The organism is Rathayibacter sp. VKM Ac-2835 (genome assembly GCF_013266705.1).
Lineage (GTDB): Bacteria > Actinomycetota > Actinomycetes > Actinomycetales > Microbacteriaceae > Rathayibacter.
In genome coordinates, this window is record NZ_JABSNQ010000002.1 from 819,332 (window position 1) to 832,335 (window position 13,004).

Below are 13,004 nucleotides of genomic sequence, written 5' to 3' on the forward strand. Positions count from 1 at the left end.
TACCGCCGGTATCGCTTCCTTCTCCGCCTTGCATCCGACCGCGCGGAGCCCCGCGGGTCGGTGGGTGTCCGCACGGCCGCCTGCGGCGTTGTCGTCGGGCGCGATACCGCCGGTATCGCTTCCTTCTCCGCCTTGCATCCGACCGCGCGGAGCCCCGCGGGTCGGTGGGTGTCCGCACGGCGATCCGCGGCGTTGTCGTCGGTTGCGATACCGCCGGTATCGCGTTCTCCTCCGCCTTGCGGCTCACCGCGCGGAGACCCGCGGGCGGTTCGGCTTCCGCACGGCCGCCTGCCGCGTTGTCGTGGGAACCATCGGACGCGCGATGGGGTCTGCACGTCTACCTTCGCCCCGTTCGGGTCTATTCGAGCGGGCCGTGGCCGTCGAGTGGACGCGTGCGGGGGTGTGCGCACGAGCCGGACCCCATGTCGAGTCTCTTCGGGGAGGCGGCTGCGGATCGATCCGCGAGTGGACGCATGCCGGGGCATGTACGAGTGCCGGCCCCCTGTTCGCGTCTGTTCGTGCGGCGCGTCGACGTCGAGTGGACGCGGAGCGGGCGAGTGCGGTCAGCGGGACGGGCGCCAGCCGCCGGCCAGCAGGGCTCGGCGGACGCGGTCAGCGCAGCCGTGGAGGTCCGCGTCGAAGGAGGCGGAGGCGATGCGCACGACGGTCCACCCGGCGGCGGCGAGGCGCTCGTAGCGGATCAGATCGCGGTCCCACTGTGCTCGGTCGGTGCGATGGTGGTCGCCCTCGTACTCGACGACCACCCGCCATCGGCGGAACAGCAGGTCGACCCGCCCGATCCTCCCGTCGGCGTCGAAGAGCTCCACGCCGGGCGGTTCCCGCGGCAGATCGAGCGGCCACAGCCGGGCGGCGGTGATGCCGCAGAAGACCGCACCCTCCATGACGGTCGCATACGCACGAGCGCGCTGCGCCACGGTCACGGCCTCGCCCGGGGGAACACGGACTCCCCGGAACGGTGCCTCGAGATCACTCGCGCGCAGCCGCTCGATCCCGACCCCCGCTGCCAGCGCTTCCCGCACCGAGAACGCCCGCCCCGCGAGCGCGGGAGGGAGGGGTGCGGGCCGCGGCATCGCGCCATCCTGCCCGAGGGTTGGAGAGGCCCGCTCGCGTTCTCCACAGGGCGCGAGCGAGTGGCCGCGGAAGGGCCCCTGCTTCTTGTTCAGACCCCATCGAGTGTCCGCTCGCGGCCTGTCCGCGGGTGGGCGGTGCGCTGCCAGACTGGAGCGCATGAGCAGCGGAGCCCGCAGAGTGATCATCGCGCCCGACTCCTTCAAGGGGTCGGCGACCGCCGTCGAGGTGGCGGAGGCGCTTGCCGAGGGCTGGCGCAGCGCGCGGCCCGGCGACGAGCTGGTGCTCGCGCCGATGGCCGACGGCGGCGAGGGCACGGTCGACGCGTTCGCGGTCGCGGTGCCGGAGGCGCGCCGCCACGCGCTCACCGTCACCGGCCCCGACGACCGCCCCGTCGAGACGGCCTGGCTGCTGCTGCCCGACGGCACCGCGGTCGTCGAGCTCGCCTCCGCGAGCGGCATCACGCTGCTCGACCCGCTGCGCCCGCTCACCGCGCACACCCGCGGCTTCGGCCGGGCGATCGCCGCCGCGCTCGACGCCGGCGCCCATGCGCTGCTTCTCGCGATCGGCGGCAGCTCGTCCACCGACGGCGGCGTCGGGGCGCTGCGCGAGCTCGGCGCGCGCTTCCTCACCGTCTCCGGGCACGAGCTCGGCGACGGCGGCGGCGCGCTGCACGAGCTCGCGGTCGTCGACCGACACGCGCTGCGGCCCGTCCCGGGCGGCGGCGCGCGCATCCTCAGCGACGTCACCAATCCGCTGCTCGGCGACTCCGGGGCCGCGCACGTCTTCGGGCCGCAGAAGGGCGCGACCGTCGACGACGTGCTCCGCCTCGACGACGGCCTCCGCCACCTCGCGGCGCACCTCGACGCCGACCCGGAGGAGGCGGGCACCGGCGCGGCCGGCGGCACCGGCTTCGGCCTGCTCGCCTGGGGCGCGCGCCTGGCCCCCGGCTCGGCCGCGGTCGGCGAGGCGCTCGGGCTCCCGGCGCTCGTCGCCGGCGCCGACGTGGTCCTGACCGGCGAGGGCCGCTTCGACGCGCAGTCGATGGCGGGGAAGGTGCCCTCCTACCTGCTCGGGCTCGCGGAGGCGGCCGGCGCCCGGGCGATGCTCGTCGCCGGGGCGATCCAGGCGCCGACCACCGCCTTCGCCGCGGCGGCCTCGCTGACCGAGGCGGCGGGCTCGGCGGCGGCGGCGATCGCCGACCCGCTGCCGCACCTGCGGACGGTCGCGGCGGAGCTCGCGCGCGCCTCCTGATCACCCGTCGAGAGCCCTCCTGCGGCCCGTGCTGCCCCGTCCCCAGGAACCCGTCCGCCGCGCCGCCTCGACCCGTCCGCAGCCCACTCGCGGGGCCGCCGATGTCGGTGGTCGGCCGTAGCGTCGACGTATGGCCCGCGACGTGCGACGACCCCCACATGTAGTGGTCCGATCGCGCCCGAGCACCCGCATGTCGGGCATGCCGACACGCCGGGGAGCGTTGTACCCAGGGAACCCGTCGCGACTGTCCACAGCGGTGGATAACTCGGCGAGATCCGCGTCCTTCCGCGGGTCCGCGGGCCCCGGCCTGTGGATGGACCGGGGGAGGACCGGTGGATAACTACACGGATGTAACTACTACTCCTAGTGGGCTGCCGCCGGGCCGCCCACTATATGTAGTATTGCTGAGCAGGTCGGGCCGAGAGGCCCACCGGCACCGCCGCTCGGTCGCCGAGCGCCCCGCACCACCCCACATCACAACTCCCCACGACCGCCTCCCCGCCCGCCCGGACCCCCGGCGCGGCACCGGATCCGGCCCTCGGGACACCTCCTTCCGAAAGGACGACACCCATGGCTGTGACGGTCTACACCAAGCCCTCCTGCGTGCAGTGCACCGCGACCTACCGGGCCCTCGACAGCAAGGGCATCGACTACGAGATCTTCGACCTCTCCGTCGACGAGAAGGCCCTCGACGCCGTCAAGGCGCTCGGCTACCTCCAGGCCCCGGTCGTCATCACGGACGACGATCACTGGTCCGGCTTCCGCCCCGACAAGATCTCCGCTCTCTGAGGCGTCTGATCGGCCATCTGCGGCGTTGTCGTCAGTCGCCGTAGCGCCGCTACGACTCCTTCCTCCGCCTTGCAGCTGACCGACCAGACGCCTCAGAGAGGGTCTGGTCAGGACACGGCGACGGAGGCAGAGCACACAGCTTCGCCGGTCCGGGTGCGCAGGTTCTGCCCCGGGCCGGCGGAGGATCCGCGGGAGCGGGTCCGCAAGCGCCCGCGAGGGCGGACGACGGAAGGACGGGGGAGGCGCGCGATGAGCGGACTCGTGTACTTCTCGAGCAGCTCGGGCAACACCCACCGCTTCATGCAGAAGCTCGGGCGGCCCGCGCAGCAGATCCCCCTGCACTCCCGGCGGGACGGCGCCGCGGTCGACACGCTCCACGTCGACGAGCCGTACGTGCTCGTCCTCCCCACCTACGGCGGGGGCAACGGCGGGGGAGCGGTTCCCAAGCAGGTCATCCGCTTCCTGAACGTCCCGCGCAACCGCGCCCTGCTCCGCGGCGTCATCGGCGCCGGCAACACCAACTTCGGCGAGGCCTACTGCCTCGCCGGCGACATCATCGCCCGCAAGTGCGAGGTGCCGCATCTCTACCGTTTCGAAGTATTCGGCACACCCGACGACGTCCGCGCCGTCGACGAAGGATTGGACTCGTTTTGGACGCAGCAGTGATCGACGCCCCCCGGGACGCCGCGCAGATGGACTACCACTCGCTCAACGCGATGCTGAACCTGTACGGCCCGAACGGGGAGATCCAGTTCGACAAGGACCGCGAGGCGGCGCGCGAGTACTTCCTGCAGCACGTCAACCAGAACACCGTCTTCTTCCACTCCCTCAAGGAGCGCCTCGACTACCTGGTCGAGAAGGAGTACTACGAGAAGGCCGTCCTCGACCAGTACTCGTTCGACTTCATCCAGGAGCTGAACGACCTCGCCTACTCGAAGAAGTTCCGCTTCGCGACCTTCCTCGGCGCCTTCAAGTACTACACGTCGTACACGCTGAAGACCTTCGACGGGAAGCGCTACCTCGAGCGCTTCGAGGACCGCGTCGTCATGTCGGCCCTCGGCCTCGCGCAGGGCGACGAGAAGCTGGCGATCGCCCTCGTCGAGGAGATCGTCGCCGGCCGCTTCCAGCCCGCGACCCCCACCTTCCTCAACACGGGCAAGGCCCAGCGCGGCGAGCTCGTCTCCTGCTTCCTCCTGCGCATCGAGGACAACATGGAGTCGATCGCCCGCGGCATCAACTCCGCGCTGCAGCTCTCCAAGCGCGGCGGCGGCGTCGCCCTCTCGCTCTCCAACATCCGCGAGGCCGGCGCGCCGATCAAGCAGATCGAGAACCAGTCCTCGGGCATCATCCCCGTGATGAAGCTCCTCGAGGACAGCTTCAGCTACGCGAACCAGCTCGGCGCCCGCCAGGGAGCCGGCGCGGTGTACCTCTCGGCGCACCACCCCGACATCCTGCGCTTCCTCGACACCAAGCGCGAGAACGCGGACGAGAAGATCCGCATCAAGACGCTCTCCCTCGGCGTCGTCGTGCCCGACATCACGTTCGAGCTCGCGAAGAACAACGAGGACATGTACCTCTTCTCGCCGTACGACGTCGAGCGCGTCTACGGCCTGCCCTTCGGCGACATCTCGATCTCCGAGAAGTACCGCGAGATGGTCGACGACCCGCGCATCAAGAAGACCAAGATCTCCGCGCGCGAGTTCTTCCAGACCATCGCGGAGATCCAGTTCGAGTCGGGCTACCCCTACATCGTGTTCGAGGACACGGTGAACAAGGCGAACCCGATCAAGGGCCGCATCAACATGTCCAACCTGTGCTCCGAGATCCTCCAGGTCAACACCCCGACGACCTACAACGAGGACCTCTCCTACAACAGCATCGGCAAGGACATCTCCTGCAACCTCGGCTCGCTGAACATCGCGCTGACGATGGACTCGCCGGACTTCGGCCGCACCATCGAGACCGCGATCCGCGGCCTCACCTCGGTGTCCGACCAGTCGCACATCACCTCGGTGCGCTCGATCGAGGACGGCAACGACAAGTCGCACGCCATCGGCCTCGGCCAGATGAACCTGCACGGCTACCTCGCCCGCGAGCGGATCCACTACGGATCCGAGGAGGGCATCGACTTCACCAACATCTACTTCTACTCGGTGCTCTTCCACGCCCTGCGCGCGTCGAACAGCATCTCGATCGAGCGCGGCACCACCTTCGAGGGCTTCGCCGACTCGAAGTACGCCTCGGGCGAGTTCTTCGACACCTACACCGAGAAGGAGTGGACGCCCGCCACCGAGCGCGTCTCCCGCCTCTTCTCCGAGGCCGGCATCGCCGTCCCCACCCAGGACGACTGGCGCGCGCTCAAGGCCTCGGTCATGGAGCACGGCATCTACAACCAGAACCTGCAGGCCGTCCCGCCGACCGGCTCGATCTCGTACATCAACAACTCGACGTCCTCGATCCACCCGATCGCGTCGAAGATCGAGATCCGCAAGGAGGGCAAGCTCGGCCGCGTCTACTACCCGGCGCCGTTCATGACGAACGACAACCTGGAGTACTACCAGGACGCGTACGAGATCGGCTACGAGAAGATCATCGACACCTACGCCGCGGCGACGCAGCACGTCGACCAGGGCCTCTCGCTGACGCTGTTCTTCAAGGACACCGCGACCACCCGCGACATCAACCGCGCGCAGATCTACGCCTGGCGCAAGGGCATCAAGACCATCTACTACATCCGTCTCCGCCAGCTCGCGCTGGAGGGCACGGAGGTCGACGGCTGCGTCAGCTGCATGCTGTAACGTCCCCCGTCGATCCCCCGACAGTCTCGAACGACCTATCCGCACGAAGAAGAGATCATGACTCCCCCTGAGAAGCTCAAGCTGGTCAGCCACGTCGACGCCATCAACTGGAACCGCATCCAGGACGACAAGGACGTGGAGGTCTGGAACCGCCTCACGAGCAATTTCTGGCTGCCCGAGAAGGTCCCGCTGTCCAACGACATCCAGTCGTGGAACACGCTGACCCACGACGAGCAGCAGCTCACGATGCGCGTGTTCACGGGTCTGACCCTGCTCGACACCATCCAGGGCACGGTCGGCGCCGTCTCGCTGATCCCCGATGCGCTCACCCCGCACGAGGAGGCCGTCTACACGAACATCGCGTTCATGGAGTCGGTGCACGCGAAGTCGTACTCCTCGGTGTTCTCGACCCTGTCGAACACCCAGGACATCGACGAGGCGTTCCGCTGGTCGGTCGAGAACCCGAACCTGCAGAAGAAGGCGTCCATCGTCATGGACTACTACCGCGGCGACGACCCGCTGAAGCGGAAGGTCGCCTCCACGCTGCTCGAGTCGTTCCTCTTCTACTCGGGCTTCTACCTGCCGATGTACTGGTCCTCGCGCGCCAAGCTCACCAACACCGCGGACCTGGTGCGCCTGATCATCCGCGACGAGGCCGTGCACGGCTACTACATCGGCTACAAGTTCCAGAAGGGACTCGAGCTGGTCGACCAGGCCAAGCGCGACGAGATCAAGGACTACACGTTCTCGCTGCTCTACGAGCTCTACGACAACGAGGCGCAGTACACCCAGGACCTCTACGACCAGCTCGGCCTGACCGAGGACGTCAAGAAGTTCCTGCACTACAACGCCAACAAGGCCCTGATGAACCTCGGCTACGAGCCGATGTTCCCCAAGCAGGTCACCGATGTGAACCCCGCGATCCTGTCGGCCCTCTCGCCCAACGCGGACGAGAACCACGACTTCTTCTCGGGCTCCGGCTCCTCCTACGTGATCGGCAAGGCCGTGAACACCGAGGACGAGGACTGGGACTTCTAGGCGTCGACACCACGTCCCGGCCTCCACGGCGAACGGCTCCTCCCCTCCGGGTGAGGAGCCGTTCCTCGTCTCCGCGGTCGGTGCGCGGAGGCTCTTCGCGTCAGCCGTTCCCGCAGCGCCGCGAGCGGGGTGGAGCTGCTCAGAGCGGTACTGCCTCCTGGCGTATCGCGCGGACGACCTCGTTGTCGCAGTCGTCGACGACGACGTCGACCGGGAAGCCGAGCAGCTCCGCAGCCCGACCGCGGAAAGCCGCGAGACCGAGGAAGTCGACGGCTGGATCTGCGGCGACGAGCAGATCGATGTCGCTGTGCTCATGATCGGTGCCGCGGACCGTCGAGCCGAAGACGCGGACGTCGTGCAGTCCGTGCTCGGCCGCGAGGGCCCGCACCTGGTCGGCGAGCAGTTCTAGAGCCAGCGAGGGACGAAGGCGCGCCGCCTTCAGAATCCGAGTGAGCTGCTTCGGGCCCACCCGTCGCGTTCCGGACTCGATCGCAGTGAGATCGGACGGCCGGAGTCCGGCGGCGAGGGCGAGCGCGTCCTGCGACAGGCCGATGTCCTCGCGGGCGCGGCGCACCACCGCTGAGGTGTCGAGCGAGTCTCTCTGCACGTCCGACACGGTAACGGCCGAAGGAACGTCAAGGCGAAGTGGCGCGAGGCCTCTCGTCGACGGGCCGGTCCCTGCCGATCGAGGAGTCGCTCCGCGCCGCACGACGAGCGGCGTCCCGCTGGTCGAGTAGCCCCGCAGAGGCGAGTCACATGCTGGTCGAGTAGCCCCGCGGGGACGTATCGAGACCCACCGTCGTCAGAAGGGTGGGTCTGCAGACCGTCGTGCGACGCTGGTGGATCTCGAAACGCCCGCTGCGCGGACTACTCGATCAGCATGAAGCGCGGCCACCACGACTTGTCGGCGCGTTCACCTCAGCGGCAGGCGCATGACCACGCGCGGGAAGCCGTTCAGCACCGAGGTGGTGTCCGCCGCATGCGAGAAGCCGGCCTTCTCGAAGAGGGCGCGGGTGCCGACGTAGGCCATCGTCTGCTCCACCTTCGCGCCGGCGTTGTCGACGGGGTAGCCCTCGATCGCGGGGGCGCCGTGCTCGCGGGCGAAGCCGACGGCGCCGGCGAGCAGGGCGTGCGAGATCCCGCGCCTGCGGAAGCCGGGGCGGACGCGGATGCACCAGACGCTCCAGACGTCCAGGTCGTCGACGTGCGGGATCCTCCGGTTCTTCGCGTAGCTCGTGTCGGCCCGGCGGTGCACGGCGGCCCAGCCCGCCACCTCGCCGCCGTCGTAGGCGAGGACGCCGGGCGGCGGGTCCTGCGCGACGAGCTCGCGCATCCGCTCGCCGCGGGCCGGGCCGCGCAGGGCGTTGTTCTCGGCGGAGGAGAGCAGGCGGTAGCTCAGGCACCAGCACACGCTCGCATCGGGCCGCTTCGGGCCGTTCATCGTCGCCAGATCGTCGAAGACGGCGGCGGGGCGCACCTCGATCGTCATGGCGGCAGCCTCCCACCGCGGCGTCTCCCCGGCAAGGAGTGCGATTCACCACTCCGGCGCATGAATCGCACCAGCGCCCCCTGTTGGACGGCGCACAGGCGGCGCCCGTACCGTGGTCGAGGTATCCAACGAAGGAGCACTCCCTTGAAGCACGTCCCCCTCGGCGCCTCCGGCCTCGACTCCCCGAACGTCGTCCTCGGCCTCATGCGCATCCCCGACATGACCGACGATGCCATCCGCGACCTCGTCCGCACCGCGCGCGACTCCGGCATCGACTTCTTCGATCACGCCGACGTCTACGGCGGCGAGCTGCACCGCTGCGAGGAGCGCTTCGCCGAGGCGCTGGCGCTCACTCCGTCCGAGCGCGAGCAGGTCGTCCTGCAGACCAAGGCCGGCATCGTCGGCGACGGCCCGTACTTCGACTTCTCCTACGAGCACCTGATGCAGTCGGTCGAGGGCTCGCTGAAGGCGCTGCGCACCGACTACATCGACGTGCTCCTCCTGCACCGCCCCGACGCGCTGGTCGAGCCCGACGAGGTCGCCCGCGCCTTCGACGAGCTGCACGCGGCCGGCAAGGTCAAGCACTTCGGCGTCTCCAACCAGACGCCGTACCAGATCGAGCTGCTGAAGAAGTCGCTGAACCAGCCGATCGTCGCGAACCAGCTGCAGCTCTCGATCACGCACTCGCCGATGATCGCCCAGGGCGTGGCGTCGAACATGCTCGCCGAGGACCAGTCGGTCATGCGCGACGCGGGCATCCTCGACTACTGCCGCCTCAACGACATCACCGTGCAGGCCTGGTCCCCGTTCCAGAGCGGCTTCTTCACCGGCGTCTTCCTCGACAACCCCGAGTACGGCGAGCTGAACGCGGTCCTCGACCGCCTCGCCGCGAAGTACGACGTCCCGCCCCTCGCCGTCGCGACCGCCTGGATCACCCGCCACCCGGCGAAGATGCAGGTCGTCCTCGGCACGACGAACGAGCAGCGCGTGCGCGATGCAGCCCTCGGCTCCGACCTGCCGCTCACGCGGCCGGAGTGGTACGAGCTGTTCCGCGCCGCGGGCCACATCGTCCCCTAGAGCTCCCACCCCGGAGAAACGCGCGTCGGCGCACAGGGAGGCACGGACCGGACAGGGTCCGTGCCTCCTCTTCGTCTGCCCCCCTCCGCGAGATGCCACTTGCGTACGCGACACGCCGTGGAAGGCGTGCACAAGTGGCATCTCGCGGGCGGGAATAGGCGAGGGGCCCCTGCGTTGAACTTGAGTGCAAGTGACTCAACTCTTTCAGGAGGACTGGTGCCCGACAACTACAACGAGGCCGGAGCGAGCTCGTTCGACGACTTCCTCGCCCGCTACCTCGACGGTGAGCGCGCCCGCGCGGCGCGGTCCATCGACCTCAGCCGCTTCCTCAGCGCACGCACTCAGAGCATCCTGCAGTCCGCAGGGCGCTTCGCCCTCGAGCGCGGCCAGACCGAGCTCGACGCCCTGCACGTGCTGCGGGTCCTCGTCGACGACGAGGCCGTGTCGCAGGCGGTCCGCCGCATCGGCGTCGACCCCGGCGCCATCGCGACCGCCACGGAGGCGCGCCTGCCGCAGGCGAGCGAGGCCCCGGCCTCGCAGAACGCGGCGACCATCACCCCGAGCGCCCAGCGCGCGCTCTTCCACTCCTACCAGGTCGCCCGCTCCAGCGGCTCGACCTACATCGACCCCGAGCACCTCTTCTTCGCGCTCGTGCTCGGCCAGGACGCGCCCGCCGGGCAGGTCCTCGCCCGCGCGGGCGTGACCGCCGAGGCGCTCACCCAGGGCCTGCGCGAGACCGTCGCCGGCGAGCAGTCCGTCCCCGAGCAGGGCGCGCCCGCGTCCGAGACCCCGATGCTCGACAAGTTCGGCACCGACCTGACCGAGCTCGCCCGCGAGGGCCGGCTCGACCCGGTGATCGGCCGCTCCGACGAGATCGAGCAGGCCGTCGAGATCCTCAGCCGCCGCACCAAGAACAACCCGGTGCTCGTCGGCGAGGCCGGCGTCGGCAAGACCGCGGTCGTCGAGGGCCTGGCCCGCGCGATCGTGGCCGGCGAGGTCCCGGAGCAGCTGCGCGACAAGCGCGTCGTCTCGCTCGACCTGCCCGCCATGCTCGCGGGCACCCGCTACCGGGGCGATTTCGAGGAGCGCCTCACCACGACGATGGACGAGATCGCGGCTCACTCGGGCGAGCTGATCGTCTTCATCGACGAGGTGCACACCGTCGTCGGCGCCGGCGGCGCGGGCGAGGGCGGCATGGACGCGGGGAACATCCTCAAGCCGCGGCTGGCCCGCGGCGAGCTGCACCTCATCGGTGCGACCACGCTCAAGGAGTACCGCACCATCGAGAAGGACCCGGCCCTCGAGCGCCGGTTCCAGCCGGTCCGCATCGGCGAGCCGAGCATCGAGGACGCCGTGGCGATCCTGCACGGCCTCCGCGGCGCCTACGAGGAGCACCACCGCGTCGCCTTCACCGACGACGCCCTGCGCGCCTCCGTCGAGCTCTCCGCTCGCTACCTGCCCGACCGGGTGCTGCCCGACAAGGCGATCGACCTGATCGACCAGGCCGGCGCGCGGCTGCGCCTGAAGCTCGGCGCGGGAGTCGACACGGACGCGCTGCTCGCGCGGCTCGCCACCCTCGAGGGCGACAAGAACGCGGCCGTCTCAGCCGAGCACTACGAGGAGGCGTCTCGCCTGCGCGACGAGATCACCGCAGTGCAGGCGTCGCTCGATGCGGCGACCGCCGGGGGAGCCGTCTCGCAGGAGGCGGTCGTCGGTGAGGCCGAGATCGCGGCGGTCGTCGCCCGTGCCACCGGCATCCCGGTGTCGCGGCTGACCGAGGGGGAGCGCGACCGGCTCGCGCAGCTCGAGACCGAGCTGCACCGGCGCGTCATCGGCCAGGACGCCGCGGTCGCCGCAGTCGCCCGCGCCGTCCGCCGCAGCCGGACCGGGATGGGCGACTCCTCCCGACCCGTCGGCTCGTTCCTCTTCCTCGGCCCGACCGGCGTCGGCAAGACCGAGCTGGCCCGCACGCTGGCCGGCTCGCTGTTCGCCGACGAGCAGTCGGTGATCCGCTTCGACATGAGCGAGTTCGGCGAGCGGCACACCGTCTCGCGGCTGGTCGGCTCCCCTCCCGGGTACGTCGGCTACGACGAGGCCGGTCAGCTGACCGAGCGCGTGCGCCGGAACCCCTACTCGGTCGTGCTCTTCGACGAGATCGAGAAGGCGCACCCGGACGTCTTCAACCTGCTGCTGCAGGTGCTCGACGACGGGCGCCTGACCGACGGCCAGGGCCGCACGGTCGACTTCCGGAACACGGTGATCATCATGACCTCGAACCTGGGGTCGGAGTTCCTCGCGTCGCGCTCCGGCGCGCTCGGCTTCGTCGCGCAGAGCGACGAGTCGGCCGAGGGCTTCGCCTCGGAGAAGGACCTGCACGATCGCGTGATGGGCCGGCTCCGCGAGGCGATGCGACCGGAGTTCCTCAACCGGATCGACGAGATCGTGCTGTTCCGCCGGCTCGGCCGCGCGCAGCTGCGCGAGATCGTCGGGCTGGTGCTCGAGGCCAGCCGTGCGCGCCTCGCCTCCCGCGAGGTGTCGCTCGAGGTGACCGAGGCCGCGATCGACTGGCTGGCCGAGCACGGCTACGAGCCGCAGTACGGCGCCCGGCCGCTCCGCCGCCTGGTGCAGCGCTGGGTCGACGACCGCATCGCCGACCTGTTCGTCTCCGGCGACGTGACCGACGGAGGCGCCGTCCGCGTCGACGCGATCGCCGGCGACCTGGTCGTGACCTCGAAGGCGACCCTGCCCCTGGCAGCCTGACCCCGCACCTTCTGGTGAGGTGACGCCCCCGGCGTCCCTCCCGCGAGATGCCACTTGTGCACGCGTTTCACGGCGTGTCGCGCGCACAAGTGGCATCTCGCGGAGGGGAGCCGGGGGTTTCGCGCGTCCGGGGGGAGGAGGGGGCGGGGTGTCGAGTGGTTGCGGGGGGTCGCGCGGGCGGATAGACACGAGGGACGAGAACCGGAGGCACGATGTCGAACCCGCGCTACTACGATCCGGTCGGCAAGGCGGTCCGCGCGCTCCTGGTGATCAGCCTGGTCTGCTTCGGGCTCGCGGTCGGCTTCTTCGCCCTCGACATCGTGATGCCCGGCAGCATGACCGACGCGCACCGCCCCTGGTCGGAGGCGAGCGGCGGGTTGGCCTGCTTCGGCATCGCGGCGCTGATCGTGCACTACGCGACGGTCGCCATCGTCGGCGCGCTGCGCGGCCGCGGCTGACGCGGCCCTCTTCTGCTGAGCGAGCAGCCCGCGGAGCGGGCGTAGCGAGATCCACCACCGTCAGAAGCTGAGTCTGCAGACCCGCCCTGCTGAGGACGCTGGGCCTCGATGCGCCCCTGCGGAGCTACTCGACCGGCATGAGCCGTGACGCCCGTGCGGGGCTTCTCGGCCGGCAGGAGGCGCGGCCGCCGGCACGGGGAAACGGCTCCGGCTCGCGGGAACCGGGGGTTCTGCGAGCCGGAGGCGGTTTCA

At 70.2% G+C, this 13,004-nt stretch carries 11 protein-coding genes; 8 read left to right on the forward strand and 3 right to left on the reverse strand.

What is annotated here, in order from left to right:
* Nucleotides 1-563 precede the first annotated feature (563 nt).
* Nucleotides 564-902 carry an endonuclease domain-containing protein gene (locus HRK28_RS19775; protein WP_217274656.1) on the reverse strand — a complete coding sequence of 113 codons (339 nt, stop codon included), beginning with the start codon at nucleotides 900-902 and terminating at the stop codon, nucleotides 564-566.
* A 346-nt stretch (nucleotides 903-1,248) separates the two neighbouring features.
* Here HRK28_RS19775 and HRK28_RS11665 point away from each other — a divergent pair, with 346 nt between their 5' ends.
* From HRK28_RS11665 to nrdF, 5 genes are all read left to right on the forward strand, one after another.
* Nucleotides 1,249-2,343: a glycerate kinase gene (locus tag HRK28_RS11665; RefSeq protein ID WP_173251628.1), complete on the forward strand. Its 1,095-nt coding sequence runs from the start codon at nucleotides 1,249-1,251 to the stop codon at nucleotides 2,341-2,343.
* A gap of 570 nt (nucleotides 2,344-2,913) precedes the next feature.
* Nucleotides 2,914-3,132, forward strand: a complete 219-nt coding sequence (gene nrdH / locus HRK28_RS11670; protein WP_123447771.1) for a glutaredoxin-like protein NrdH — start codon at nucleotides 2,914-2,916, stop codon at nucleotides 3,130-3,132.
* Between the two features lie 249 nt (nucleotides 3,133-3,381).
* Nucleotides 3,382-3,798, forward strand: a complete 417-nt coding sequence (gene nrdI / locus HRK28_RS11675) for a class Ib ribonucleoside-diphosphate reductase assembly flavoprotein NrdI (RefSeq protein ID WP_123447770.1) — start codon at nucleotides 3,382-3,384, stop codon at nucleotides 3,796-3,798.
* 26 nt (nucleotides 3,799-3,824) lie between these two features.
* On the forward strand, nucleotides 3,825-5,930 hold the full coding sequence (nrdE, locus tag HRK28_RS11680; protein ID WP_123737423.1) for a class 1b ribonucleoside-diphosphate reductase subunit alpha: 2,106 nt from the start codon (nucleotides 3,825-3,827) through the stop codon (nucleotides 5,928-5,930).
* Nucleotides 5,931-5,987: 57 nt separating this feature from the next.
* Nucleotides 5,988-6,968 (forward strand): class 1b ribonucleoside-diphosphate reductase subunit beta, encoded by a 981-nt coding sequence (gene nrdF / locus HRK28_RS11685; RefSeq protein WP_123447769.1) that lies wholly within the window; start codon nucleotides 5,988-5,990, stop codon nucleotides 6,966-6,968.
* A gap of 139 nt (nucleotides 6,969-7,107) precedes the next feature.
* On the opposite strand, the gene HRK28_RS11690 is transcribed toward nrdF, so the two are convergent.
* A complete protein-coding gene (locus HRK28_RS11690; RefSeq protein WP_173251630.1) occupies nucleotides 7,108-7,575 on the reverse strand; it encodes a nucleotidyltransferase domain-containing protein in 468 nt (155 codons plus the stop codon).
* 306 nt (nucleotides 7,576-7,881) lie between these two features.
* Complete coding sequence (locus HRK28_RS11695) at nucleotides 7,882-8,457, reverse strand: GNAT family N-acetyltransferase (RefSeq protein WP_173251632.1); 576 nt, start codon at nucleotides 8,455-8,457, stop codon at nucleotides 7,882-7,884.
* Nucleotides 8,458-8,601: 144 nt separating this feature from the next.
* Here HRK28_RS11695 and HRK28_RS11700 point away from each other — a divergent pair, with 144 nt between their 5' ends.
* The 3 genes from HRK28_RS11700 to HRK28_RS11710 all read left to right on the forward strand — a co-directional run bounded on the left by HRK28_RS11700 (nucleotide 8,602) and on the right by HRK28_RS11710 (nucleotide 12,752).
* Entirely contained in the window at nucleotides 8,602-9,534 is a 933-nt protein-coding gene (locus HRK28_RS11700; RefSeq protein WP_279630797.1) for an aldo/keto reductase family oxidoreductase, read from the forward strand.
* 216 nt (nucleotides 9,535-9,750) lie between these two features.
* The gene (locus HRK28_RS11705; RefSeq protein WP_173251634.1) at nucleotides 9,751-12,294 is read left to right on the forward strand and encodes an ATP-dependent Clp protease ATP-binding subunit; all 2,544 of its coding nucleotides are present in this window, start codon (nucleotides 9,751-9,753) and stop codon (nucleotides 12,292-12,294) included.
* Nucleotides 12,295-12,506: 212 nt separating this feature from the next.
* Nucleotides 12,507-12,752, forward strand: a complete 246-nt coding sequence (locus tag HRK28_RS11710) for a hypothetical protein (protein ID WP_160090562.1) — start codon at nucleotides 12,507-12,509, stop codon at nucleotides 12,750-12,752.
* Nucleotides 12,753-13,004: the final 252 nt, after the last annotated feature.